We start from the raw sequence: 24,633 nt of genomic DNA, 5'->3' as shown, positions 1-24,633 counted from the left end.
ATGCTGGCAACAGCGTTTGGGGGAAACATGGCCTATTTTATTGATCGACGGCTGAACGGCAAAAACAAAAGCACGGTGAACCGCCAACGCTTTCTGCGCCGCTATAAGTCGCAAATAAAACAGTCGATTTCCGAGGCCATTAATAAGCGTTCGGTGACCGACATCGAAAGCGGGGAGTCAGTATCGATCCCCAATGCAGACATCAACGAACCGATGTTCCATCAGGGGCGCGGAGGACACCGCCACCGCGTCCACCCAGGTAACGATCACTTCGTACAGAACGACAAAATCGAGCGGCCACAAGGAGGTGGCGGCAGTGGTTCCGGTCAGGGTGACGCCAGTAAAGACGGCGAAGGCGATGATGAATTTGTCTTTCAGATCTCCAAAGATGAATATCTGGACCTGCTGTTTGAAGATCTGGCGCTGCCGAATCTGAAGAAGACCCAGCACCGACAGATGACCGAGTACAAAATGCATCGCGCCGGGTACACCGCTAACGGCGTTCCTGCCAATATCAGCGTGGTACGTTCGTTGCAAAACTCGCTGGCACGCCGTATGGCGATGACAGCGGGTAAACGTCGCACGCTGCATGAGTTGGAAGAGTCGTTAGAACAGCTGGCATACACCGAACCGGCACAATTGCTGGAAGAGGAACGGCTACGGGAGGACATCGCCGAACTACGCAAGAAAATCGCGCGCGTGCCTTTTATCGATACGTTTGACCTGCGCTACAAGAACTACGAGCGCCGGGCCGAGCCATCGAGTCAGGCCGTGATGTTCTGTTTGATGGATGTGTCTGGATCCATGGATCAGGCGACAAAAGACATGGCGAAACGCTTTTATATTCTGCTGTACCTGTTCCTCAGCAGAAATTACAAAAACGTCGACGTTGTCTACATTCGCCACCACACGCAGGCTAAAGAAGTCGATGAACAGGAGTTCTTCTACTCTCAGGAAACTGGCGGGACCATTGTCTCCAGTGCGCTAAAGCTGATGGAGGAAGTCGTGCGCGAGCGTTACGACCCGTCACAATGGAATATCTACGCCGCACAAGCATCGGATGGCGATAACTGGGCTGATGATTCACCGCTGTGTCACCAGATTCTGGCGAGTAAACTTCTGCCGATGGTGCGTTACTACAGCTACATTGAAATCACCCGGCGTTCACACCAGACGCTCTGGCGTGAATATGAAACGCTGCGCGATACGTTCGACAATTTCGCCATGCAGCATATTCGCGATCAAGATGATATCTACCCTGTCTTCCGTGAACTCTTCCGTAAACAAACCGTAGGACATTGAGCACATCTTAATCGGCCAGTAAACTGGCCGATTTCCTTTCCCAACGACATCATAGTGACGTTGTCACAAAGATAACACTTCCTTTCCGCCAATGTGCGCATTACCCTGTCGAACCCATAAAACGTAGATTTCTGTTTTGTTATGCAACGATTTGTTCTGATTTTACTGACTCTGGTTCTACTCGGCCCTCTGGGCATTGACATCTATTTACCGCTTATCCCCGCCATCGCCGTGGCGCTGAACAGCCCAGAATCGCTGATTCAGTCTACCGTCGCCCTCTTTATTCTGGTCATGGGATTAGGTCAGCTTCTGGCCGGACCGCTGGTTGATAAATATGGTCGGCGTCCAATGGCGTTAGCTGGCGTGGTTATTTACATCATCGGTGCGATCATTGCGGCACTAGCCACCAGCGCCACACTCTTCATTCTCTCACGCATTTTTCAGGGCATGGCCGTCTGCTGTACCGCCGTTGCCATTTTCAGCAGCGTGCGTGACAAACTAAACGGCGATGATGCCGCGAGAACCTATGGTTTTCTTAACGGCACGCTGAACATTGTACCGGCGCTGGCACCGCTATTAGGCGGACTTTTGGCCGAAGCCTTTGGCTGGCGTGCACCCTTCTGGTTCCTGGCAGGTTACAGCATTCTGGTACTGGCTCTCATTATCCGCTTTCTACCAGAAACACGCCCAGACTCAACCTTACCTGTGCACGCTTTGCCGCTGCGCCAATATGCCCGCCTGCTATCCGACCGCCACTTTCTGGGGTTCGCATCAGTCAATGCGGGCGCAATGGGGATGGCGTTAACCTATGTCACCTTTTCTCCTGTGGTGTTGATGAATCAGGCGCAACTCACACCGCTTGAGTTTTCGATTGCCTTCGGCGCGAACGGTTTTTGGATCATGCTGGTCAGCTTCTTCGTGAATCGTATTATCCGCAAAGTCGGTCGGCCGCGCTGTCTGGCTATCGGTAGCCTGCTGATGGGAGCGGGTTTTCTTTCGCTGCTTGGTGGTGTCGCGCTCTTACCCGAAGCGATGCAAGACACTTGGCCAACCTACATGTTGCCCGTCGCGCTGGCCTGTGCGGGTCTGGCATTTTTGATCGGCCCATCCACCAGCTATGCGCTGGAGCCTTATCCCAATGAGGCGGGTATTGCGTCGGCAATGGTAGGATTTGTGCAGATGGCCGGCGGTGCGGTGTTGGGGCTGGGTGCGATGGCAATTCCTCTGCCGTCAAAAATATCACTGGCGCTGGTTATGCTTTGTGCCGCCCTGCTGGCGATACGCGCCCGCCTGCTCACGCGTCACCACAAGAGCAGCATTACATCGCTGCCCCGCGCCTAGTTCAAAACACCGCATACAGAAGACAGATACGCTAACGCGTATAGCGAGATACGGATAAATCATCGGCCTCAATCTCCGGTGATTTATCCGACAGAATATCCGCTAGCAATTTCCCCGACCCGCAGGCCATCGTCCAGCCTAATGTGCCGTGACCGGTATTCAGATACAGGTTTTTCAGCGGTGAACGTCCCACCAGCGGCGTACCGTCCGGTGTCATCGGACGCAATCCCGTCCAGAATGTCGCTTGCTCAATCGGGCCACAATGGGGATACAAATCGCGTACCACCATTTCCAGCGTTTCCCGGCGCTTGGGGTTCAAATCAGTGTTGAAGCCCACAACTTCTGCCATTCCACCAACGCGAATACGATTGTCAAAACGCGTAATTGCCACTTTGTACGTTTCATCCAGCACGGTAGAAACCGGTGCTGAGGCGTCATCCGCCAGCGGGATCGTCAGTGAATAACCTTTCAGCGGATAAACCGGAATATCGAACCACTGGCGCAGTAGTCCCGTTGAATAGGAACCGCAGGCCATCACATAGGCATCTGCCACAATCATCTCGTCGTCGCACTGCACGCCCGTGACGCTCTGCCCTTCAACCCGCAGTTGACGGACGTTACGCCCCAGTTTAAACGTGACACCAGCCTCAGCGGCCATCGCTGCCAGTTGGCGGGTGAACAGTTGGCAATCGCCCGTCTCATCGTGTGGTAAACGCAGCCCGCCAGTCAGTGTCCCGACTACATTCGCCAACGCGGGTTCAATCGAGGCCAGCTCATGGCGAGCCAACAATTGATACGGTACGCCAGCCTCTTCCAGCACGGCGATATCCCGTGTCGCATTGTCATATTGCTGTTCGGTGCGGAACAGTTGCAGCGTTCCACCTTGTCGACCTTCGTACTGGATACCCGTATCTCGCCGCAGCTGTTGCAAGCAGTCACGGCTGTATTCAGCCAGACGCACCATCCGCGCTTTATTGGTTTTATAGTGGCGCGCATCGCAGTTAAGCAGCATTTGCCACATCCAACAAAGCTGTGCAGTCGTGAAGTCAGGCCGAATGGCCAACGGCGCATGGCGCTGGAACATCCATTTTATCGCTTTCAGCGGTATTCCCGGTGCAGCCCAAGGCGCGGCATAGCCGGGGGAAATCTGTCCGGCATTCCCGGCGCTGGTTTCCAACGCAGGCTCCGGTTGTCTGTCGATAACGGTGACATCATGCCCTGCCTGCGCAAGATACCAGGCGGTACTGACGCCAACTACACCACTTCCCAGAATCACAACCCGCATGCTACCGCTCTCCCTTTCTTTCCGTAAAAGACCGTCTAATCTGCTGGAAAAATGCTTATTTAATGGAATAAAACACTAGTTAAAAGGTAAAACTGAAGACTACTCTAGCATTTGGGAGGGAATTGTCACTCGTCTCAGCGATAACATTTATCTATCGTCGTCTTTTATATCTTCGATTCATCATTGAGATCGTAACGAAATAACTGTGAAACTATTCACAAAATACGTATTCGTTTTTTAGCAGAAAAGGTCAGGGGAAATAAAAAAGATGAAGATGTTAAATCCTAAATTAATTAACAAGTTAGTCAGGTTGCTTATTTTTAAATTGTGATAATCATCACAACAATAAAGTCAATAACATCACTGTCAAGACATACCCTTCCATAGTTAAATACAAATTTGAGACATTCATCAAAAAAACGCCTTATCAGTTTAATAACATTGTGTTCACAAGATGGTTATTCATATTGTAGAGGCGATGATGAAAATTGGACTAGTTATTAGCGGCGGCGACGTTAGCGGAATAAATAACTTCATCTTTCAGGTGAATAGAATGACTGCCTCTGACATCGTCATTTTCGATGGTGGAATTAATGGCCTTATCGATAACTGCTGCAAAGTTCTCACCCGCCGCGATCTGGTGGATTATTCACTCTCATCAATGCCCTTGGTTACATCAGGGAGAAAAACCGGGAAATGTAGAAAAACAGACTACGAGAAAATCGTCAAAAATATCCAAAAACAAAAGCTCGACTCGCTCATTATGGCCGGTGGAGATGGCTCGTTCCAATTTCTAAAAAAATTAAGTTGCTATGGTATTCATTGCTACGGTGTAGGAATGACGATTGATAATGACATCTCAGGAAATAGTTACACTATTGGTTTTTCTACCGCCTGCGAACAGGTAATGAGTGAGGTGGAAAAATTGCGCAATACGGGCCGTGGATTGCAAGGTCGGGTATTCATGATTGAATTACTCGGTGGTTATTGCGGCGAGTTAACATTACAGGCGGCATTAAAGAGCAATGCAGACATCGCACTCATTCCGGAGTCACCGTGGGATATTGATGCGTTATCACAATGTGTTCTGGATAAAATCGCAGAACAAAACAGCGTGATCATTTTATGTTCTGAAGGCTACACCCATGAATATACTCCCGGCTTTCAGGGCGCTATCGACACTATTATCAAGAAACTCGAACATAAGATTGGAATCCGTATCCGAAAAACAATTTTAGGATATGGCTTACGAAATGGCGCGCCCACTGGGGAAGAAATTATTCAGGGCACCCTGTTAGCAGAAGAAGTGGTTCGGTGTATTAATGCCGGACTGACTAATAAGATCATCATTATCAATAATAACAACAAAGCGATTCCTATCGACTTGGAGGACTCCGAACGACGTTTGGTTGATATCGAAAGTCATTTTTATAAGCTCGCGAAATCTCATCATCTTATATGAGGTAATTATTATGTTGAAAGTACTTTGCGTTTGCGGTTGTGGATTAGGTTCCAGTTTCGCTATTGAAATGAGCGCGAAATCCGTACTAAAAAAATTGGGTATTGATGCAGAAATCAATCACACCACGATTTCAGAAGCCTCAGCCTTCAATTATGACGTCATTCTAACCCAGAAGATATTTGCTGATATCCTGAATAGCGATGCCAGTGAAGATGAGAAAAAAAGAGTCATCATTCTTAATAAACTTACCGACAAAGACGAAATAGAAGAAAAAATTTTAGCGTATATCCAGGCTCATAAATAGCATGAGGTGAAAAATGAACACCATTGTCAATTTCATTGTGAAAGATTTATTAGGCCAGGCATCCATATTAATCGCACTGATCGCCATGATCGGATTGATTTTGCAGAAGAAATCGGTAGGGAAAATTGCAGAAGGCACGTTCAAAACACTGCTTGGTTTCCTCATCATGATGGCGGGGATTAACATCATCGTCGATGCCCTGACGTATTTAAACAGCATCTTTACCCACGGTTTCGGCATGAAAGGCTACATCACCGACGTCGCCGCCATCGCCGGATTGGCAAACCGCGAACTCGGCTCAGAAGTCGCGTTGACGCTCATGGTGATCTTTGCCGTCAACATTATTATTGCACGAATTACCCCCTTTAAATATATCTTCCTGACGGGACAGGCTCTGCTGTGGATGGCAACAATCGGTACCGTGATCGGCTATAAGTCGGGTTTGACCGGTGCGACACTGATCCTAACCGGAGGCATATTTGGCGGTATTATGGCGGTGCTGATGCCTGCTCTGGCGCAGCCGATTGTCCGTAAAATCACGAACTCCGATGATGTCGCGCTCGGGCATTTTTGTACTATCGGGTATCTGGTACAGGCCGCCGTCGCTCGATTAGTCGGTAAAAACTCCAAATCCACAGAAGATTTAACGCTGCCCGATAACTTCAAATTCTTGCAGGATACCTACCTGTCGATGGCCGTCGTTATGGTGCCGATGTACCTTATCCCCGCCGTGGCTGCGGGACCGGAATACATCGCGCAATATGCCAACGGCGTCAACTATCTGATGTATTCGTTCATGCAGTCCATGCAGTTTGTGGCGGGCGTTTTCGTGCTCTACAGCGGTGTCCGTCTGCTGCTTAATGAGCTGGTTCCTGCATTTCGAGGTATCGCCATGCGCCTGGTGCCTAACGCTAAACCCGCGCTGGATTGTCCTGTGCTCTTCCCTTATGCGCCCAACGCCGTGATTGTTGGCTTCCTCGCCACCACCGTCGGTTCCATTCTGGGAATGCTGATCTTCCCGATGTTTGGATTGGCAATGATTTTGCCGGGTTTATTGACCAACTTCTTTGCGGGCGGAACGGCGGGTATTTTCGGTAACGCAATGGGAGGACGGCGTGGTGCAATTATCGGCGGCGTGGTTCATGGTCTTTTCATTACCTTATTGCCCGCTATTTTGGTGCCATTACTGGAAGTCTTCGGATTTACCGGCGTCACCTTCAGTGATTCTGATGTCATCGGTACAGGGCTGATATTAGGACACGCCTTCCAGCAAGACTGGTTATTTGTCGCCGTATTTGTCGCGTTCGTTGCAGCTATTGCCTTTATTGCGAATCGTAAACTATCGCAATAGCGCATAAGCATGTTGTATGGCCTGTCGTTATTAATGTCATTATGCAAATTGCTAAGGGGTCGCCATGTTTTCTCTACTCAAACGTTTTTTATCTCCTCGTCTCTCTTCCGGCCACAGCGGTAATACGGATGACAAACGCGTCAAGGAGATTGAGGAAGAACTAGCGGAGCTTGAATGTCGTTTAGCTCAAGATCCGACGCATAGTGAAACGCAAAAAACGCTAATGATTAAATACAACCAGGCCATTCAATTATTTTCTTCCCATCCTGATTATCGGGATCGGGTTGATACTATTTTCATTCAGATCGATGAACTCAGAAACACTATTCGGAAAAATATATGAGGTTTTATGAGCATAAAAAATTTCCTTTTGCAGCACAATTGCATTCAACTCGGCGTGATATGTAAAACATGGGAAGAGGCTATTTATTGTGCCGCGCAACCATTAATCAGTGCGGGGTGTATTACGATAGACTATCCCGTTGCGGTGATAGAAAGCACAAAGGAATACGGTCCTTATTATGTTTTTGATGAAGGAGTCGCTATTCCACATGCCCGTCCTGAGTGCGGCGTTATTGAGAATTGCTTCAGTTTACTAACGTTACACACACCGCTCTCTATTCAGGGAAGTGAACCGGTAGATATTTTAATTATGTTCGGTGGCGTTAACAGCGATGAACATATTACAGAAGGCATCGCCTCCATCGTCAATCTATTGGAACAGGACGACATGCTCTCTCGGATTCGATGTGCCACCACATCAGATGATATTGTCGGAGTATTATGAAAAAACTTATTTTAGTAAATGGTATACCCGCATCAGGGAAAAGCACGGTGGCGCGTATTATTGCTGATGAATTGCATCTCCCACAGTTAAGCCTGGATGAAATAAAAGAGCCGTTCATGATGCAGTTCTGCGACACCATTGATAGAACGTTAAACAGAAAACTGGGATGCGCCGCATATCAGGCCATGTTTAATATCGTTAGACAGGCTCCTGATAATAGCATTCTGATTCTTGATGCCTGGTTCGGTTTTCGCGAAAAATCCATATTACAAGAATATCTGACATCGTGTGACGTCGAGCGTCCACTTGAAATATGGAATGCTATTTCATCCGAACGGGTGGCCGAACGATATCAAGCCAGAATGAATGCAAGAATAAAGGGCCATCCCGGCGATGAGTATCTCCCGGAATTAATTTCACTCGCGCATCAAGCACAGCCAATGCGTATTGGAAAGTGTTACACGGTTGATCAGGATAAGGAAATTAATCATCAGGAATTAATTCAATGGATCAAAACACACCTGGATTAATCGCTTATTTATATTAATTTTATGAGGGTAATTATCATGAACACCATGACAACAGCTGAGCACCGAGGATATCAATTAATTTGTAACGCGACGGGCGCTATGATGGTTATTGCCTGCGATCAACGTGGCGGCATGCGAACGTTATTAGCACCGACCTCTGATGCGCAGGCTGCGATTACCAATGAAACATTAGGAAAAACAAAATACGACATCACTCGCTATCTGGCGGCTGAGGCGGGCTGTGTACTGGTCGATCCGATCTGTGCCATACCGGGTCTTATAGACGAAAACATTTTGCCTCGCGATACCGGTCTGCTCATCGGGCTTGATGCTTCAGGTTGGGAAACGACCCCAGAAGGCTATCGGATCTCCACTATGGTTGAGGGCGTGACGGCACGCAAAGTCCGCGAATGGGGGGCCACCGGTGGAAAAATCATGATCTACCTTCGCCCGGATATCCCAGACGCCAATACGCGTAATCTTGAAACACTCCGTACCGTGATTCAGGATTTTGCGCAGGAGGATTTACTGCTCGTCGTCGAATTTCTGACCTATTCTCTGGAAAATGAATCTCGTGATGCCTATACCCGCCTTCTGCCTGAGCTCATTCCGGCGGGCTGTCAGGCCTGTATCGATCAAGGCGCAAAAGTCTTGAAGATTCCTTATCCTGGGTCGGATGAAGCCTGCGCGCGCGTGACCACACTCTGCGGTGAAATACCCTGGGCCGTTCTGTCTGCGGGCGTCGATCACGCTACCTTTCTCCCTCAGGTGGAGAGCGCGTTAAAAAATGGCGCTTCTGGCGTGATTGCCGGTCGTTCTCTGTGGAAGGATTGCATCTCGCTCGATCGCAACGTTTCTAAAGAGAAGCTATCCACGGTTGCCGTCTCACGCCTTAACGATATTCAGGCGCTGTTAAAACGGTACCAGCGCCCCTAGTTCAGACGCTATGTTGCGCTCTCTCAGGGGAGCGCACTTCTCAATTGATAGACAGCGCAAACACACGTCTTTTTTATCCCATCAGCGATCTTTATCCATCGAATCCGGCCAATTCGTCAATTGCCGCGTGTCCAAAGCTCAGCTATAACTAAATGAACCACGATGATTTTTTGACAGGAGCCAGCGGGAAAGCAGTAAACGGGATCTCACGTACAGGCTTGTTATGTTAGGGGGCGCGCTGATGGCTATATCGACGGATAATCAGGTAAAAAAAACACTTCGCCTGAGTGATGGACCGGACTGGACATTTGAGTTATTGCGGGTTTATCTCGATGAGATTGATCGGGTAGCCAAGCTGTACCGGCTGGCGACCTATCCTCACCAGATTGAAGTAATCACCTCAGAACAAATGATGGACGCCTATTCCAGCATAGGCATGCCGATCAACTATTCCCACTGGTCGTTCGGGAAGAAATTTATTGAAACCGAACAGCGTTACAAACACGGGCAGCAGGGATTAGCATACGAAATCGTTATTAACTCCGATCCTTGTATCGCGTACTTGATGGAAGAGAATACGCTGCCAATGCAAGCGCTCGTCATGGCGCACGCCTGCTACGGACACAACTCGTTCTTCAAGGGTAATTATCTGTTCCGCAGTTGGACCGATGCCAGCTCCATCGTCGATTACCTGCTGTTTGCACGACAATATATCGCGCAATGCGAAGAGCGTTATGGCGTAGAGGAGGTAGAGCGCCTGCTAGACTCCTGCCACGCGCTGATGAACTACGGCGTTGACCGCTACAAGCGCCCGCAGAAAATCTCGCTCGAAGAGGAAAAATCTCGCCAGAAAAGTCGTGAGGCCTATCTGCAAAGCCAGGTGAACGATCTCTGGAAAACCTTACCGCGTCGTGAACAAGGTGCCGCCCCGGAACAAGCAAGACGCTTTCCGCAAGAGCCGCAGGAAAACTTGCTCTACTTCATGGAGAAAAACGCCCCGCTGCTGGAACCCTGGCAGCGAGAGGTTTTACGCATCGTGCGGAAAGTCAGCCAGTATTTCTATCCGCAGAAGCAGACTCAGGTGATGAATGAAGGCTGGGCCACCTTCTGGCACTACACCATTCTCAACCATCTCTATGATGAAGGCAGTGTGTCTGAGCGCTTCATGCTGGAATTCCTGCACAGCCACACCAACGTGATTTATCAGCCGCCGTATAACAGTCCGTATTACAGCGGCATCAATCCGTATGCACTGGGCTTCGCGATGTTTCAGGACATTAAACGTATTTGTCAGTCGCCGACGGATGAAGATCGCTACTGGTTCCCCGATATTGCAGGTAAAGACTGGCTTGATACGCTGCATTTTGCGATGCAGAACTTTAAGGACGAGAGCTTTATCAGCCAGTTCTTATCACCTAAATTGATGCGCGACTTCCGGCTATTTACCGTGCTGGACGATGACCGAAACAACTATCTGGAAATTGCCGCGATTCATGACGAAGAAGGTTATCGTTTGATCCGACAGGAGCTGTCCGCACAGTACAACCTGAGCCATCTGGAGCCGAATATTCAGGTCTGGAACGTGGATTTACGCGGCAATCGGGCGCTGACGCTGCGCTATGTTCCACACAACCGCGCACCGTTGGATAAAAGTAGCCAGGAAGTGTTGAAACACGTTCATCGCCTGTGGGGGTTTGACGTTTATCTGGAGCAGGCTAACGCCGATGGCAGCATTGAACTGATTGAGCGCTGCCCACCACGTAACGGAGCTGCACCCACATAGCAGAACACGGTTACACAGGTAAAAGGTCTCGCCAACAAAGACAAAGGGGATTCAGGCAGTACCTGAGTCCCCTTTTCACGTGTTCACCATGAAGCGTATGACGTCTTAGCGTCGCACTTCCGCGATATCCCGCGGGATGGCACTCTGCATACTGTGCCAGATCGCTCCACTTTCTTTACCGTAATGTCTGACGACATCCATCACCTGATCGTATAGCTCTTCGCTACGCAACGCTTCCAACCTACCGTAAAAATTCACTGCCAGTTTGCGGGCTTCCGGATTGGAGAAATAGTATCGCCCTACGCGAATATATAACCCTTTCAGACCGTTCAGGATCAGGCCATAAATCGGATTACCGGAGGCAAAAGCCAAACCACGGAACACGTTGTAGTCAAGTTGCGCAAAGGCTTCTGCGCTATCGTCCACCGCGCTTGACTGGGTCAACACATCACGCACCTTTTCCGGGTTGTGTCGTAACGCCGTCCGAATAAAGATCGCGGCAATGTTGGTGCGCACAGCCAGCAGGTTATCAATCAATTGCGGCACGCTATCGTGATCGAGCCGAGCCAGCGTTTCCAGAATATTGAGACCGGAGGTTTCCCAAAAGTTGTTAATCTTTGTCGGTTTCCCGTGCTGTATCGTCAGCCAGCCATCACGGGCTAAACGCTGAAGCACTTCGCGCAGCGTAGTACGGGTCACGCCGATCAGTTCGGAAAGCTCTCTTTCCGCGGGCAAAATAGAGCCAGGAGGAAAACGGTTATTCCATATACTTTCGATAATGTATTCTTCCGCGAATCCAGCCGGACTTTGCGCCTTTATAACCATGTGTTTGATAATCCGTAGCGGTGATTGCCGAAAAAAGCCGAATCATAATACCAGACGAAAGAATCATGATATAGCGCCGTACTCAGGCACCGAACCATTTCAATGAAAAATTGTGACTGCAAACCGCCCTGTCACAGCGTAGAACGGTAGACTTATGACTGTTTGTAAAGTTTTTACTATATGATAAAAACCATCAAGCTATTATAACGAATAAGGATCCCGCGCCCATATGATCGCCATGCCCCTCCACCGTGCGCTGTTAAAAAATTTCCTGGGATACGCGCCAGACTGGTACAAACTGACTATTTTTGGTTTCTTGCTGATTAATCCGCTGCTGTTTTATTTTGTCAGTCCGTTTTGGGCTGGTTGGTTATTGGTCGTGGAGTTTATTTTTACGCTCGGCATGGCGCTGAAATGTTATCCGCTACAGCCTGGTGGTCTACTGGCGTTACAGGCAATACTCATCGGCATGACCAGCCCACAGCAGGTGTGGCATGAAGTCACAGGGAATATTGAAGTTCTCATGCTGTTGGTGTTTATGGTGGCAGGCATCTACTTCATGAAGCAACTGCTGCTTTTTGTGTTTACCAAACTGCTGCTGCGCATCCATTCTAAATCCCTGCTCTCACTCGCCTTTTGCATGGCGGCTGCGTTTCTCTCCGCCTTTTTAGACGCATTGACTGTGATTGCAGTCATCATCAGCGTCGCTATCGGGTTTTATGGTATTTACCACCGTTTCGCCTCTCAGCAAGGTGAAGACGAGGCCGATATCAGCGATGACAGCACGTTAAACGGCGAGGAGCATCATCGTACGCTGGACCAATTCCGTGCATTTCTACGTAGTCTGATGATGCATGCAGGCGTCGGTACGGCACTGGGCGGGGTGATGACGATGGTCGGCGAACCTCAGAATCTGATTATTGCGAAAAGCGCAGGCTGGGATTTCGTCGACTTTTTTCTACGCATGTCACCGGTAACCGTGCCCGTCTTTATTTGCGGCATCCTGACCTGCGTGCTGGTCGAACGCTTCAAGCTATTCGGTTATGGGGTAAACCTGCCGGACAACGTGCGCCGCGTACTTGAGGATTACGATCGGGACATGACAGAAAAACGCACGCAGCAGGATAAAGTGCGTTTACTCGTGCAGGCAGTGATTGGCGTCTGGCTCATTATCGCGCTGGCGTTTCATTTGGCTGAGGTCGGATTGATTGGCCTCTCCGTGATTATTATGGCCACAACGTTCTGCGGCGTGACCGAAGAACACGCTATCGGTAAAGCATTTCAAGATGCTATGCCGTTTACCGCACTGCTGACGGTCTTTTTTGCCATCGTCGCCGTCATTATCGATCAGCAACTGTTCTCACCGATTATCCATTACGTCCTGCAATCTTCTGATAGTGCCCAACTGACACAATTTTATCTGTTCAATGGCCTGCTATCGTCGATATCAGATAACGTATTTGTTGGATCGGTGTATATCAACGAAGCGCGTAATGCGTTTGAGAGCGGCAAAATATCCTTACCCCAATTTGAGCTACTCGCCGTGGCGATTAATACTGGCACTAATCTGCCTTCCGTGGCCACACCAAATGGGCAAGCCGCGTTTCTATTTCTGCTGACATCCTCGCTAGCTCCGCTTATCCGTCTGTCTTATGGGCGCATGGTGATCATGGCACTGCCTTACACCATTGTGATGACGCTGGTCGGGTTGCTTTGCGTTGAGTTCACGCTGGTGCCGTTCACCGATTTTTTGATGAATAATCACTGGATTTCTTTGCCAAATTTGACCATATCGGGCAGTCACGCATAATCACGATCGTGTATAGTAATCTCGGTGGCGACAATTTCTGTCTTGATGGCTTTATCAACACATATTTCGCCGCCGTAAAATGATAGAAAAGCATCAAATAAACATATCGTTACGTTTTGCACAGTGAAATGATGGCAGTGAAGCCAGAACGGTTTACACTGCTGCTTTTATCATGTTTAGCATGGAATATTTTTATGTTGCGATTTCTTAATCGTTGCTCACGCGGACGTGGTGCGTGGCTGCTGCTGGCGTTTACTGCTTTAGCATTGGAATTGACTGCACTCTATTTTCAGCACGTTATGTTATTAAAACCCTGCGTACTGTGTATCTATCAGCGCAGTGCTCTATGGGGAGTATTCGCGGCAGGTATTGTCGGTGCCATTGCGCCGTCAAGTCTACTGCGTTATCCAGCCATCGCACTGTGGATATACAGTTCCTATGAAGGGATTAGACTGGCTTGGAAACACACCGATATTTTGTTGAATCCGTCGCCTTTTACCACCTGCGATTTCTTTGTCAGCTTCCCATCATGGCTGCCTTTAGACAAATGGCTCCCGGCCATTTTCAATGCGACCGGTGATTGTTCAGAGCGTCAGTGGTCATTCCTCTCGATGGAAATGCCACAATGGCTGCTTGGCATCTTCGCCGCTTATCTGTTGATTGCTGTGCTGGTGTTGATCGCTCAACCTTTCCGTCCGAAGCGACGCGACCTCTTCAGCCGCTAAAGAATAGACCTAAAAGCCCGACGATAACGTCGTCGGGCTTCTGGTGACTGTTTCTACGCTTCACAGGCTTGTGCCAACCCTCACTGCTGTGGTCTGTAGATATCGCGATAATGGCCTAATCGTTCGTTGAAAAAAGGTCTCTTTTCCTGCGGAATTCTTCGTGATATTTCATCTGCGTCGATCTTTTTTTCCTGACTTTCCATAAAAGCAATTGTGGAGGCAGCAAAGTCGGTGTACTGCTCGCTGTACTCAAGAATGATTTTCTCAAAGTTAATCACATGCTCTCCCTCCTGCTGGTTTGACTGCTCTAAAATTATACAACACGCTAGCAATAACACAGGGAAGCCCTCCGCCGCAGCCACTCGACTTCTGCCGAAAAGAAGAAAAACACATTAATTTCTAGCAAAATTTCGAATGAAATATGGGATATGGACTTAAAAAACAATAAATTAACATCATTAATGAAACATTGTGATACTGGTTACAGTTTTACAATTCAATGCCTGCAATCCCTACCGATTTATCGCTATCAATAGTGTAAATTCACGACCAGAACCTAAAGATATGAAGAAGAAATACTCCATTCATTACAGTATAATCACTTAAAATTACTGTGGTTTTTCACAAGGAAGAAGTCTGTAATGAAATATCTCTTTGCCATTATTCCACTGATGTTGACATCGTGTACAACAGCAAGCGAGCTCCAATCTGAATGCGAAAAGCGGTACGTTCGCCTCAGCGATATGGCTACCTGTCTGGATTACTCAATAAAAGAAGAGCCCATACTCTCTTCAACACCTTGGCTGAAGCTTTATGTCTTAAACGCAAAATTGCTGGGGCAGAAAGTGGACAAGGGGGAACTAAAGGATCTGGAGGCGAGGATTGAATTGCAGAATCAGTACATCGCATACAAACAACAAGAAGCTGAGGCTGACGAAGCTCGCTATCAACAGTCACAAAAAAATCAGTTGGTACAACAAGAGATTGACAGGAATCAGCAGTCTATAGACAGAGCAAAAATCATAAACTATAAAATCGCCGCACAGTAAGGCTACGACTAAATACAGCACAACAGCAGCACGTCACCGTGGCGTCTACCCCCACATCACGGTGACCTATCTTTAATTTACAGCCTTACCTAGCCCATCCCGGTTTGTTCAGTATGTGATCCTGCCAGTCCATCACCTCACTTTCGCGCACGGCGATATGACGGACTGAGATACGCTCACGGTGCATTTCTGTTTTGGTTCCGCAAACCAGCGGATGCCACTGCGGTAAATCCTCACGTTCATGAACCAGACGATAAGCACAGGTCGCCGGCAGCCAGTTAAACGTCAGCAGATTTTCACGCGTCAGCTTGATGCAGTCCGGTTCGTATTCGAAACGTTTCTCATAGTTACGGCACTGACAGCTTTTAATATTGAGTTGATTACAGGCGACGTTGGTAAAGTAGATCTCCTCCGTATCCTCATCAATCAGTTTATGCAAACAGCACTGACCGCAGCCATCGCACAGCGACTCCCATTCATCGTCAGACATCTCAGACAACGTTTTTTGCTGCCAAAAAGGGCGTTCAGTCATGTTTATTCCTGTTGTAGATCGATAGCGTTGTAAAAAAAGATGCGTGATTCTGGCAGGCACTGCGGGGATGTTTTGCTGCCCGTCGTTCAATACGGGCAGCCAGAGCGTTAGATAATACGGGTGCTCAGCGTCCGGTCATTTACCGTAATCGTCAGCATATCGCCTGACAGGATCGGACCGACTCCTTTTGGCGTACCCGTTAAAATAATATCGCCCGCGCGCAGCGTAAAGAAACGGCTCATGTAGGCAATCAGCGGCAGAATCGACGTAATCATATCACGCGTGTTGCCCTGCTGGCGTACTTCATCATTCACTTTTACACCCAGTTCGGTTTGCTGCGGATCGCCAAACTCAGCAACCGGAATAAAACCGGAGATCGGGCAGGAACCGTCAAAGGCTTTGGCTTTTTCCCACGGCTGGCCTGCTTTTTTGAATTCGGACTGCAAATCACGCAGCGTCAAATCCAACGCCACGCCATAACCCGCGATGGCTCGGGCAACGCGTTCTTCATTCGCCTGCTTTAATGGCGTACCGATCAGCACCGCCAGCTCGACTTCGTGGTGAACCGAGCCCAGATTTTTAGGAATAGCGACGGGTTGACGTAAATCACACAGTGCGGTTTCAGGCTTGATGAATAAAACTGGCTCGCTCGGGGTCGCACTTCCCATTTCTTTGATGTGTTCTGAGTAGTTGCTCCCGACGCAAACGACTTTATTTACTGGGAAATCAAGCAGCGCGCCCTGCCAGTCTCTGTGTTGATACATGGGTATTCTCCTGCCCTGTCTGTTGGATTATCACTGCTTTCATGGCACAGAACTCGCCAAAATGGAAAACAGCTATATAAAAACACGATGGTGCAAAACCATCGTTATATCATCGCAACAGGGGTTATCCCAACAGATTTCAGGAGAGCCAGGCTAGCGATCGTGCGATCTGAAGAAGACGCCATAACCTATCAAAAATGGAAACAATTAAATTACGACGGGCTAAAACTCGAAAGATGAATATTTATCGCGCGGAATATCATGTAAACGGTCGAGATATTCCACACCAAATTATGTTTGCGGCTTTATCTGAAAGTACGTCTTGGTATTATTTTTTTACACTTACATCGGCGTGGTTAATAAGCTCTCAACCGGAGGTGGAACTTGCAGATAAAAACCCTGTTCCTGAAGCGCCAGTTTCACTTTTTCTATATCGGCATTCGCCAGTTTTTTACGTCCATTCAACGGTAAAACCATGGCTAACTGCGGCGCGCCAAAACTTTTCATTAATTCTTCAGGCACGCGTGAGAAATCGTCTTTTTTTTCAACATAAAGATAGGTCTGATCGCGTTTCACACTTCGATAGATCACACAAAACATTTTTTTTACTCTATTTGATGGGAATGCCATCTTGCCTGTATATAATTGTGACTATAACATGCTTATAGCGCTCTGGAATATCATGCCTTAGATGTTACTCTAGGGATTAAAAGATGCTGAAACTGAGTCCGGATAGATGTCACAAATGCCAATAGAGCTAAAAGGCAGCAGCTTTACCTTATCGGTTGTTCATTTGCATGATTCCCAACCCGAGGTAATTTACCAGGCACTACAGGAAAAAATAGAGCAAGCGCCTGCTTTCCTGAAAAATGCCCCCGTTGTCATTAATGTTGCTGCATTAACAGCGGAAACCGACTGGATAAAATTGCAGCAGGCCATTTCGTCTACCGGCCTGCATGTCGTCGGTGTCAGCGGATGTACCGATGACGCATTAAAGAAAATCATTGCGCAGGCAGGGCTTCCCCTCCTGAGCGAAGGTAAAGCACAACGCCGGGTAGTCGAGCCCGTCGCCGCCGTTCCTGCTGCGGTGAAAACGCAAATCATCGACACCCCCGTTCGCTCCGGCCAACAGATTTACGCCCGGAACTGTGACTTAATCGTCACAAGCAACGTCAGCGCAGGGGCAGAGGTGATTGCCGATGGCAATATTCATATTTACGGCATGATGCGCGGCCGAGCCCTTGCAGGCGTTTCTGGTGATGTTCAGAGCCAGATATTCTGTACGCATCTGGCCGCAGAACTGGTCTCTATCGCAGGTCGTTACTGGCTAAGCGATCAGGTACCGGAAGCGTATTTTGGGCAGCCAGCACGGATCAACCTGAACCAGCTGGACAATGTTTTAACGATAAAACCTCTAGACTAGAATCTCCCAAGGAAACATTTATGGCACGCATCATTGTTGTTACATCGGGTAAAGGGGGCGTTGGCAAGACCACATCAAGCGCGGCCATTGCTACCGGTTTAGCCCAGAAAGGAAAAAAGACCGTTGTCATCGATTTTGACATTGGTCTGCGTAACCTTGACTTGATCATGGGGTGTGAGCGTCGCGTGGTCTATGACTTCGTGAACGTTATTCAGGGTGATGCCACGCTAAATCAGGCGCTGATCAAAGATAAGAGAACGGATAATCTCTACATTCTGCCAGCATCACAAACGCGTGATAAAGATGCGTTAACGTATGAAGGCGTTGAAAAAATACTCAACGACCTGGGCGATATGAACTTCGATTTTATCGTGTGTGATTCACCAGCCGGGATTGAAACGGGTGCGTTGATGGCGCTCTATTTTGCTGACGAAGCGATTATCACCACCAACCCGGAAGTCTCTTCCGTTCGCGACTCCGACCGTATTCTGGGCATTTTGTCCTCAAAATCACGTCGCGCGGAGCGTTCTGAAGATCCAATCAAAGAGCATTTGCTGTTGACGCGTTACAACCCAGGCAGGGTGAACCGTGGCGACATGCTGAGTATGGAAGACGTTCTTGAGATCCTGCGGATCCCGCTGATTGGCGTTATTCCTGAAGATCAATCCGTACTCCGCGCCTCTAACCAAGGCGAACCAGTGATTCTGGATGCTGAAGCCGACGCGGGTAAAGCCTACTCGGATACCGTTGAACGCTTGCTTGGCGAAGAGCGTCCTTTCCGTTTTATTGAAGAAGAGAAGAAGGGTTTCCTTAAACGACTTTTTGGGGGATAAATTATGGCTTTACTGGACTTCTTTCTGTCCCGCAAAAAAACGACAGCCAATATTGCCAAGGAACGGCTGCAAATTATTGTCGCGGAGCGACGCCGGGGTGATAACGAACCCCATTATCTGCCGCAATTAAAGCGAGACATTCTTGAGGTTATCTGTAGATATGTACAGATTGATCCTGAGATGGTAACGGTTCAACTTGAGCAAAAAGGAGATGATATTTCCGTGCTTGAGTTGAACGTTACATTACCGGAAGCGGAAGAAACGCCTAAATGATTTTTCTGCTTTAGTATCCCCTGCTTTTACGCAGGGGATATCTATTCCCGTCATACTTCAAGTTGCATGTGCGTTGGCTGCGTTCACTCACCCGAATCACTTACTTGTGTAAGCTCATCGGGATTCCTTCTCTTGCCGCCTTCCTGAAACTCGAATTATTTAGGGTATATTCGTCATACTTCAAATTGCGTGCGTTTCACTTCACAATATAACTGTATATTTAGCCAGTTATTTTTTCTTGCTTTGTTTTTTCGCCGTATTCTCGTCACCCTATTTGCTGCTTTTATAATTGAATCATCGCAACAAATAAGGTGAATGGAGAGCACTCGTTTACCGGTGATTAATAGCCCTGCACAATTTCACGCAGTTCGTCGCCATATAACTGGCCGCGCCAGCCGGACAACATTTCCGGCATACCAGCATCTTGCCTGCTTAATTTCCAGTGCCAGTTCAGCAGGCGATTAATTTGGCGACGAGATGCCAATAACTCGGCGGATAATCCACTCTGTTCACTCGCACGCTGTACCAGCGCTTTGATGTCTTTAAACGCTTTCTTATAGCCCGGATGGTCGATCAAATTAATCACTGGCGGTGGGCAATCTGCGTCAGTAATACCGTCCGTCTGTGCAACACAGTCCAGCAGCGTTTTGCCGTGATAGCGGATCTCCGGGCCACTCAGCCCCAGTGAACCCAGTTCTCCCAGCGAAGAAGGCAGACAGCGCGCTACCTGCAAGAGGTTCTCTTCACGTACGACAAAATTCACCGCACTGTCCCGCTCACGCGCTTTGCGCAAGCGCCACTCAGCCAGGCGCTGAAGACAAGCCAGATTTCGGCCACGTAGCTGCCAGGCATTGCCAAATTCACGATAGGCCAGCGCCGGTGCTAAAATATCCTGTTTACGCTGACAAAGCAGGAGACATTCGTCCAGCGCGGCGTTCATCCACCCTGCGGTTTCCGTATCCGCCACCAGTTGAATGGCCATCGGCAGCAGGTAGAACACATCGGCGGCCGCGTAGTCACACTGCTTTTCGCTTAGCGGTCGGGCAAGCCAGTCCGTTCTCGACTCGCTTTTATCCAGCGACACGCCCATGTAGTCGGCCACCAGCGCAGCGAAACCATAAGAAAGCGGTTTGCCTAAAAATGCGGCCAGAATCTGTGTGTCAATGAAAGGCGTCGGCAATGTTCCAAACGTATTGAGAAACACTTCCAGATCTTCGCTGCCTGCATGCAGGAATTTAGTGACCTCTTCGTCACGCAGTAACGCCTGAAAAGGTGCCCAATCTGTAATCGTTAACGGGTCGATAAGTGAAAGCTGTTCGCCGTCATACAATTGAATCAACCCTAATTGCGGGTAATAAGTACGGGTTCTGACGAACTCCGTGTCCAATGCCACCTGCGGAAAGCGTCGCGCCTGAGAGCAAACCTGTTGTAACCCGATGTCGGAAGTGATCAACTGATAATTCAAAACGTCATTCTCTTGGTTGTTTTTACTTTACGGTTCTGAGTAAAATCCGTATCGCTATAAAAAAGAACGCCGGATAAACCGGCGTGAAAACATCATATCGCGTCCTGCCTCTCTCTGGCAGTCGTTTTTCGCGGAAAATCGTCAGGCAGCAGCGTCTTTCTTTGCCTTCTTATCGTCACGTAATTCACGACGCAGAATTTTTCCGACGTTGGATTTTGGCAGATCCTCACAGAATTCGATCTCTTTCGGCACTTTATAGCCCGTAAGATTACGACGACAGTGCGTAATGAGTTCCTCTTTTGTTAACGAGTTATCACGCCTGACCACAAAGGCTTTTACCGCCTCACCGGAAACCTCATTTTCGACCCCAATCACCGCCGACTCGGATACCTTGGGATGACGGCTGATCACGTCTTCAATCTCCGTCGGGTAGACGTTAAAACCGGAAACCAGAATCATATCTTTCTTACGGTCGATCACTCGCAGGAATCCTTCATCATCAGCCGTGACAATGTCACCTGTCGCCAACCAACCGTCTTTTAACACGTCATCCGTGGCGGCAGGCTGCTGCCAGTACCCTAACATCACCTGCGGTCCGCGTACCCACAGTTCACCGGATTCGCCCGGCCCAACGTCGTTGCCGTTATCGTCAATGATTCTGACATCCGTTGAGGCCACTGGCAGCCCGATACTGCCGCTGTAATGTTTGAGATCGTAGGGATTCACGGCCACCAAGGGGGAGCTTTCTGTTAACCCGTATCCCTCAAGCAGATGTTTACCCGTTAGCTTCTCCCAACGTTCCGCGACTGCCCGTTGCACCGACGCGCCTCCGCCAACGGATAATCGCAGTGTCGAGAAATCAAGCTCATGGAATTCTTTATTATTTAACAACGCATTAAACAGCGTATTGACGCCCGTAATCGCAGTAAAAGGATACTGTTTCAGTTCTTTTACCACCGCAGGAATATCTCGAGGATTGGTGATCAACAGATTCTGCCCGCCCAGTTCAAAGAACAGCAGACAGTTAGCCGTCAAAGCAAAAATATGGTACAGCGGCAACGCCGTTACCACCCATTCATTCCCTTCCTTCAACACCGGGCCATAAGCCGCAAGACACTGTGCCACATTCGCCTGCATATTGCGGTGCGTGAGCATGGCGCCTTTCGCCACGCCCGTCGTGCCGCCGGTATATTGCAGAAAGGCGAGATCGCTATTGATGATATCAGGCCGAACGTACTGCTGACGTCGCCCTTCCTGTAACACGCGACGAAACGAGATTGCATCAGGCAAATGATATTTGGGCACCAGTCGCTTAATGTATTTCACGACGAAGTTAACCAGAGTGCCTTTTGCCGTGGATAGCTGGTCGCCCATGCGGGTCAAGATAACGTGCTCCACCGCCGTGTTATGAACGACTTTTTCCAGCGTATGTGCAAAGTTAGACACAATAACAATGGTGCTGGCTCCGCTATCTTTTAGCTGGTGTTCCAGTTCCCGTGGCGTATACAGCGGGTTAACGTTGACGACCACCATACCCGCACGCAGCACACCAAACAGCGCAACAGGGTATTGCAGCAGATTGGGCATCATCAGCGCCACGCGATCGCCTTTCTGCAATTTAAGCTGATTTTGCAAATAGGCCGCAAACGCCCGGCTCCGCTCTTCCAACTTGCGAAACGTCATCACCTCACCCATGTTGATGAATGCAGGTCGATCGGCGTAACGCTTTACGTTATTTTCAAACATGTCAATCAACGACGAATAGCGATCCGGGTCAATTTCCGCCGGTACGTCCGCCGGATAGCGAGATAACCAAATTTTTTCCAAGACGTCACTCCCGAGATATTTTTTTAGTGGCATCGTCGTCGCCCTCAAAGGCATATTGTTATTAACATTATTTTAACTCAGCTTACCAGTTAGCTAACAAACAATGTGAAGGTTGCGAGAACGATCACTAATTTATTCTTTATTCAAAAAAAATCAGGCGACCTGCGTCGCCTGATCTCTTTATGTCGAACAAAATAATTTTAGAGCCTACCCCATAGGGCGTTATTGGCGCAGTCAGTTTGGACACGGACAGCGCGGAAAAACCGGAGCGTACACGTAGTACGTGAGGATTATTCGCTACGCTCACCCTGCGGGCCGCCCCAAGTGGCGTTCAAACGCAATTGCGTTTGTTTGAGCACTGCCCTAGTTCAAAATGACAAGTAAAATAGCCCTATTCTTATTCTGTCACGATATTCTCAATCCGTGCAGGACTAGGCCAACCGCCGTCAAATCCCCATCCAGGGCCCCAGCCGTAACCGTAACCCGCGCGCCATCCCCACGGACCATAGCCATAACCACCGGGCGGCACCATCAGACGCTGCACGACATTCCAGCGTTTGTAGCCTTGTGCGTCGATCACGACATAGCGATAAGGTTTATCACCAATAGCACCCTGTTCAGTGCCGACAATGGGCCCTACAACCGTCACCAGTTGGTCTTTAAAATCGACAGGTTCCAGAAAGCGATTTACATAGGCAATAAAGCGCCCTTCTGACGGCATATCCAGCCGCGGTTTCGCACCGCTATCCAGCGGCATGCTGGCTATCTCAAGGCGCGTTTTATTCGCTTCATTACGGATGCTAACCACCCGTCCGCCAAAGCGGGATTCCTGACCGACATAAATTTGCGGCGCATTCATTACACGAACGAGATCGTCCTGCGGCATTGGCGATGTGCCTTTGATGGCATCCGGCACCGTGACACAGCCTGAAAGTAGCAGCACTGTCGCAGCCACCATACAGAGGCGGGCTTTTTTCTGTCTCAGATTTTTCATGTGCATACTTTTCATCTGTACGCTTTTTATCTGTACAAGCATGGCACACCCCCCTCTTCAGATATCTGATCGTTAGACTGCTCAGTATCGAATAAGTTGCTGTTTATTGCCGTTATATACCCCAAATAATTCGAGTTGCAGGAAGGCGGCAAGAGAGGGAATCCCGATGAGCTTACTCAGGTAAGTGATTCGGGTGAGTAAACGCAGCCAACGCACATGCAGCTTGAAGTATTACCGGTATACATCACGCAAAATGTGCGTTTTACCTATTCGCGGCCGGGCAGTTTTTTCCAGGTCACTTCATTACGCAGATAACGCGGTTGCGCATTCTCGACGCTGACCGCTTTCCCTGCCTGCCATAGCTGACAGGCCAGCGGTAACATGTCCTGCGCCTGTGGCAACAGCACGCCCCCCTTCGCTAAAATCAGGGAGGAATGATTGACCAGTTCAGGGTAGGTTTCCCACCCGGTTCCTACCGTGGCCCATTCGCCTGACAGCGCGGCAGTTAACGCCTGCACCTGTTCAGGTTTCAATACGGCTTCTTCGGATTCCCCCTGCCAGCCGCCGTTAGCATCACGCTGATAACAACCCCAGTACACTTCTCCCATCCGCGCATCAATGGCAGCCAGCACTTGCGTCGCCTGCATCAGGCGGAAAGCGCCCTGCGCCATGGTCGCCAGTGACGATACGCCGAGTAGCGGTAGATCCGCACCCAGCGCCAGCCCTTGCGCAATACCAATACCAATCCGCACACCGGTAAAACTTCCTGGCCCCTGACCAAAGGCCAACGCATCAAGATCCTTGAGCGTCAGGCCGCTGTCGGCCAGCACCTGCTGAACCATCGGCAGGATACGTTGCGTGTGTTCACGGGGACAAATTTCGAACAGAGAATGAATTTCACCTTCATTCCAGAGTGCAACGGAACAGGCTTCCGTTGCGGTATCAAGCGCTAGAATTCGCGTAGACATGCCAACCTCAGGCAGGATAAATAAATCTTAATAACCCGTATCATAGCATAAGCCCCTGTCGTGC

General features: G+C 49.0%; 26 protein-coding genes. 16 read left to right on the top strand and 10 right to left on the bottom strand.

From position 1 onward, the window contains the following. The first annotated feature begins 27 nt into the window (after window positions 1-27). The gene (locus GZ59_RS10650) at window positions 28-1,302 is read left to right on the top strand and encodes a YeaH/YhbH family protein (RefSeq protein ID WP_011093906.1); all 1,275 of its coding nucleotides are present in this window, start codon (window positions 28-30) and stop codon (window positions 1,300-1,302) included. A gap of 141 nt (window positions 1,303-1,443) precedes the next feature. Continuing rightward, complete coding sequence (locus GZ59_RS10645; RefSeq protein WP_011093907.1) at window positions 1,444-2,643, top strand: multidrug effflux MFS transporter; 1,200 nt, start codon at window positions 1,444-1,446, stop codon at window positions 2,641-2,643. A 31-nt stretch (window positions 2,644-2,674) separates the two neighbouring features. On the opposite strand, the gene GZ59_RS10640 is transcribed toward GZ59_RS10645, so the two are convergent. Beyond that, complete coding sequence (locus GZ59_RS10640) at window positions 2,675-3,997, bottom strand: D-amino acid dehydrogenase (RefSeq protein WP_336858657.1); 1,323 nt, start codon at window positions 3,995-3,997, stop codon at window positions 2,675-2,677. Between the two features lie 412 nt (window positions 3,998-4,409). On the opposite strand from GZ59_RS10640, the gene GZ59_RS10635 reads away from it, so the two are divergent. The 8 genes from GZ59_RS10635 to GZ59_RS10600 all read left to right on the top strand — a co-directional run bounded on the left by GZ59_RS10635 (window position 4,410) and on the right by GZ59_RS10600 (window position 11,081). Next, window positions 4,410-5,390 (top strand): 6-phosphofructokinase, encoded by a 981-nt coding sequence (locus GZ59_RS10635; RefSeq protein WP_039294962.1) that lies wholly within the window; start codon window positions 4,410-4,412, stop codon window positions 5,388-5,390. Window positions 5,391-5,400: 10 nt separating this feature from the next. Then, entirely contained in the window at window positions 5,401-5,694 is a 294-nt protein-coding gene (locus GZ59_RS10630; protein WP_011093910.1) for a PTS sugar transporter subunit IIB, read from the top strand. Window positions 5,695-5,707: 13 nt separating this feature from the next. After that, on the top strand, window positions 5,708-7,045 hold the full coding sequence (locus GZ59_RS10625) for a PTS sugar transporter subunit IIC (RefSeq protein WP_039291698.1): 1,338 nt from the start codon (window positions 5,708-5,710) through the stop codon (window positions 7,043-7,045). Between the two features lie 64 nt (window positions 7,046-7,109). Further along, window positions 7,110-7,388 carry a hypothetical protein gene (locus tag GZ59_RS10620; RefSeq protein WP_039291695.1) on the top strand — a complete coding sequence of 93 codons (279 nt, stop codon included), beginning with the start codon at window positions 7,110-7,112 and terminating at the stop codon, window positions 7,386-7,388. A 6-nt stretch (window positions 7,389-7,394) separates the two neighbouring features. Continuing rightward, a complete protein-coding gene (locus GZ59_RS10615) occupies window positions 7,395-7,832 on the top strand; it encodes a PTS sugar transporter subunit IIA (RefSeq protein ID WP_039291692.1) in 438 nt (145 codons plus the stop codon). Continuing rightward, window positions 7,829-8,362 (top strand): ATPase AAA, encoded by a 534-nt coding sequence (locus GZ59_RS10610; RefSeq protein ID WP_039291689.1) that lies wholly within the window; start codon window positions 7,829-7,831, stop codon window positions 8,360-8,362. The genes GZ59_RS10615 and GZ59_RS10610 overlap by 4 nt, the downstream gene beginning before the upstream one ends. A gap of 36 nt (window positions 8,363-8,398) precedes the next feature. Continuing rightward, complete coding sequence (locus GZ59_RS10605) at window positions 8,399-9,298, top strand: tagatose-bisphosphate aldolase (RefSeq protein ID WP_039291684.1); 900 nt, start codon at window positions 8,399-8,401, stop codon at window positions 9,296-9,298. Between the two features lie 241 nt (window positions 9,299-9,539). After that, window positions 9,540-11,081, top strand: coding sequence for a SpoVR family protein (locus tag GZ59_RS10600; protein ID WP_039294959.1), 1,542 nt, complete (start codon window positions 9,540-9,542; stop codon window positions 11,079-11,081). 105 nt (window positions 11,082-11,186) lie between these two features. Here the strand turns inward: GZ59_RS10600 and fadR are convergent, their stop codons facing one another. Further along, window positions 11,187-11,906, bottom strand: coding sequence for a fatty acid metabolism transcriptional regulator FadR (gene fadR, locus GZ59_RS10595; RefSeq protein ID WP_011093917.1), 720 nt, complete (start codon window positions 11,904-11,906; stop codon window positions 11,187-11,189). A 229-nt stretch (window positions 11,907-12,135) separates the two neighbouring features. Here fadR and nhaB point away from each other — a divergent pair, with 229 nt between their 5' ends. Beyond that, window positions 12,136-13,716 (top strand): sodium/proton antiporter NhaB, encoded by a 1,581-nt coding sequence (gene nhaB, locus GZ59_RS10590; protein WP_039291680.1) that lies wholly within the window; start codon window positions 12,136-12,138, stop codon window positions 13,714-13,716. Window positions 13,717-13,910: 194 nt separating this feature from the next. After that, a complete protein-coding gene (dsbB, locus tag GZ59_RS10585; protein ID WP_039291677.1) occupies window positions 13,911-14,441 on the top strand; it encodes a disulfide bond formation protein DsbB in 531 nt (176 codons plus the stop codon). An 80-nt stretch (window positions 14,442-14,521) separates the two neighbouring features. Here the strand turns inward: dsbB and GZ59_RS10580 are convergent, their stop codons facing one another. Further along, the gene (locus GZ59_RS10580; RefSeq protein WP_010275471.1) at window positions 14,522-14,719 is read right to left on the bottom strand and encodes a DNA polymerase III subunit theta; all 198 of its coding nucleotides are present in this window, start codon (window positions 14,717-14,719) and stop codon (window positions 14,522-14,524) included. A gap of 363 nt (window positions 14,720-15,082) precedes the next feature. Between GZ59_RS10580 and GZ59_RS10575 the strand changes: the two genes are divergently transcribed. Then, window positions 15,083-15,490 (top strand): hypothetical protein, encoded by a 408-nt coding sequence (locus tag GZ59_RS10575; RefSeq protein WP_051122292.1) that lies wholly within the window; start codon window positions 15,083-15,085, stop codon window positions 15,488-15,490. Between the two features lie 85 nt (window positions 15,491-15,575). On the opposite strand, the gene GZ59_RS10570 is transcribed toward GZ59_RS10575, so the two are convergent. The 3 genes from GZ59_RS10570 to GZ59_RS10560 form a co-directional block, all read right to left on the bottom strand. Continuing rightward, window positions 15,576-16,022, bottom strand: coding sequence for a YcgN family cysteine cluster protein (locus GZ59_RS10570; protein WP_039291674.1), 447 nt, complete (start codon window positions 16,020-16,022; stop codon window positions 15,576-15,578). A 107-nt stretch (window positions 16,023-16,129) separates the two neighbouring features. After that, the gene (locus GZ59_RS10565) at window positions 16,130-16,786 is read right to left on the bottom strand and encodes a fumarylacetoacetate hydrolase family protein (RefSeq protein WP_011093922.1); all 657 of its coding nucleotides are present in this window, start codon (window positions 16,784-16,786) and stop codon (window positions 16,130-16,132) included. Window positions 16,787-17,128: 342 nt separating this feature from the next. Continuing rightward, window positions 17,129-17,386 carry a YcgL domain-containing protein gene (locus tag GZ59_RS10560; protein ID WP_039291671.1) on the bottom strand — a complete coding sequence of 86 codons (258 nt, stop codon included), beginning with the start codon at window positions 17,384-17,386 and terminating at the stop codon, window positions 17,129-17,131. Window positions 17,387-17,522: 136 nt separating this feature from the next. Between GZ59_RS10560 and minC the strand changes: the two genes are divergently transcribed. From minC to minE, 3 genes are read left to right on the top strand one after another with little or no spacing between them, the layout of a single operon-like run. After that, entirely contained in the window at window positions 17,523-18,209 is a 687-nt protein-coding gene (gene minC / locus GZ59_RS10555; protein ID WP_011093924.1) for a septum site-determining protein MinC, read from the top strand. 20 nt (window positions 18,210-18,229) lie between these two features. After that, window positions 18,230-19,042, top strand: a complete 813-nt coding sequence (gene minD / locus GZ59_RS10550; RefSeq protein WP_011093925.1) for a septum site-determining protein MinD — start codon at window positions 18,230-18,232, stop codon at window positions 19,040-19,042. Window positions 19,043-19,045: 3 nt separating this feature from the next. Next, window positions 19,046-19,315, top strand: a complete 270-nt coding sequence (minE, locus tag GZ59_RS10545; RefSeq protein ID WP_011093926.1) for a cell division topological specificity factor MinE — start codon at window positions 19,046-19,048, stop codon at window positions 19,313-19,315. Window positions 19,316-19,655: 340 nt separating this feature from the next. On the opposite strand, the gene rnd is transcribed toward minE, so the two are convergent. The 4 genes from rnd to tsaB form a co-directional block, all read right to left on the bottom strand. Continuing rightward, the gene (rnd, locus tag GZ59_RS10540) at window positions 19,656-20,780 is read right to left on the bottom strand and encodes a ribonuclease D (protein WP_039291668.1); all 1,125 of its coding nucleotides are present in this window, start codon (window positions 20,778-20,780) and stop codon (window positions 19,656-19,658) included. Window positions 20,781-20,921: 141 nt separating this feature from the next. Further along, window positions 20,922-22,607, bottom strand: a complete 1,686-nt coding sequence (gene fadD, locus GZ59_RS10535) for a long-chain-fatty-acid--CoA ligase FadD (protein ID WP_039294951.1) — start codon at window positions 22,605-22,607, stop codon at window positions 20,922-20,924. A 397-nt stretch (window positions 22,608-23,004) separates the two neighbouring features. Further along, complete coding sequence (locus tag GZ59_RS10530; protein WP_039291665.1) at window positions 23,005-23,643, bottom strand: Slp family lipoprotein; 639 nt, start codon at window positions 23,641-23,643, stop codon at window positions 23,005-23,007. A 224-nt stretch (window positions 23,644-23,867) separates the two neighbouring features. Beyond that, window positions 23,868-24,569 (bottom strand): tRNA (adenosine(37)-N6)-threonylcarbamoyltransferase complex dimerization subunit type 1 TsaB, encoded by a 702-nt coding sequence (gene tsaB / locus GZ59_RS10525; protein WP_011093930.1) that lies wholly within the window; start codon window positions 24,567-24,569, stop codon window positions 23,868-23,870. Between the last annotated feature and the right edge of the window lie 64 nt (window positions 24,570-24,633).

This window comes from Pectobacterium atrosepticum (assembly GCF_000740965.1).
Lineage (GTDB): Bacteria > Pseudomonadota > Gammaproteobacteria > Enterobacterales > Enterobacteriaceae > Pectobacterium > Pectobacterium atrosepticum.
The sequence above is the reverse complement of the archived record's forward strand: the minus strand, read 5'-3'. Positions and strand labels throughout refer to the sequence as shown.

Coding starts and splice junctions, on each gene's coding strand:
- GZ59_RS10650 (WP_011093906.1), top strand. CDS start 28: ATGGCCTATTTTATTGATCGACGGCTGAACGGCAAAAACAAAAGCACG.
- GZ59_RS10645 (WP_011093907.1), top strand. CDS start 1,444: ATGCAACGATTTGTTCTGATTTTACTGACTCTGGTTCTACTCGGCCCT.
- GZ59_RS10635 (WP_039294962.1), top strand. CDS start 4,410: ATGAAAATTGGACTAGTTATTAGCGGCGGCGACGTTAGCGGAATAAAT.
- GZ59_RS10630 (WP_011093910.1), top strand. CDS start 5,401: ATGTTGAAAGTACTTTGCGTTTGCGGTTGTGGATTAGGTTCCAGTTTC.
- GZ59_RS10625 (WP_039291698.1), top strand. CDS start 5,708: ATGAACACCATTGTCAATTTCATTGTGAAAGATTTATTAGGCCAGGCA.
- GZ59_RS10620 (WP_039291695.1), top strand. CDS start 7,110: ATGTTTTCTCTACTCAAACGTTTTTTATCTCCTCGTCTCTCTTCCGGC.
- GZ59_RS10615 (WP_039291692.1), top strand. CDS start 7,395: ATGAGCATAAAAAATTTCCTTTTGCAGCACAATTGCATTCAACTCGGC.
- GZ59_RS10610 (WP_039291689.1), top strand. CDS start 7,829: ATGAAAAAACTTATTTTAGTAAATGGTATACCCGCATCAGGGAAAAGC.
- GZ59_RS10605 (WP_039291684.1), top strand. CDS start 8,399: ATGAACACCATGACAACAGCTGAGCACCGAGGATATCAATTAATTTGT.
- GZ59_RS10600 (WP_039294959.1), top strand. CDS start 9,540: ATGGCTATATCGACGGATAATCAGGTAAAAAAAACACTTCGCCTGAGT.
- fadR (WP_011093917.1), bottom strand. CDS start 11,906: ATGGTTATAAAGGCGCAAAGTCCGGCTGGATTCGCGGAAGAATACATT.
- nhaB (WP_039291680.1), top strand. CDS start 12,136: ATGATCGCCATGCCCCTCCACCGTGCGCTGTTAAAAAATTTCCTGGGA.
- dsbB (WP_039291677.1), top strand. CDS start 13,911: ATGTTGCGATTTCTTAATCGTTGCTCACGCGGACGTGGTGCGTGGCTG.
- GZ59_RS10575 (WP_051122292.1), top strand. CDS start 15,083: ATGAAATATCTCTTTGCCATTATTCCACTGATGTTGACATCGTGTACA.
- GZ59_RS10570 (WP_039291674.1), bottom strand. CDS start 16,022: ATGACTGAACGCCCTTTTTGGCAGCAAAAAACGTTGTCTGAGATGTCT.
- GZ59_RS10565 (WP_011093922.1), bottom strand. CDS start 16,786: ATGTATCAACACAGAGACTGGCAGGGCGCGCTGCTTGATTTCCCAGTA.
- GZ59_RS10560 (WP_039291671.1), bottom strand. CDS start 17,386: ATGTTTTGTGTGATCTATCGAAGTGTGAAACGCGATCAGACCTATCTT.
- minC (WP_011093924.1), top strand. CDS start 17,523: ATGTCACAAATGCCAATAGAGCTAAAAGGCAGCAGCTTTACCTTATCG.
- minD (WP_011093925.1), top strand. CDS start 18,230: ATGGCACGCATCATTGTTGTTACATCGGGTAAAGGGGGCGTTGGCAAG.
- minE (WP_011093926.1), top strand. CDS start 19,046: ATGGCTTTACTGGACTTCTTTCTGTCCCGCAAAAAAACGACAGCCAAT.
- GZ59_RS10530 (WP_039291665.1), bottom strand. CDS start 23,643: ATGCTTGTACAGATAAAAAGCGTACAGATGAAAAGTATGCACATGAAA.
- tsaB (WP_011093930.1), bottom strand. CDS start 24,569: ATGTCTACGCGAATTCTAGCGCTTGATACCGCAACGGAAGCCTGTTCC.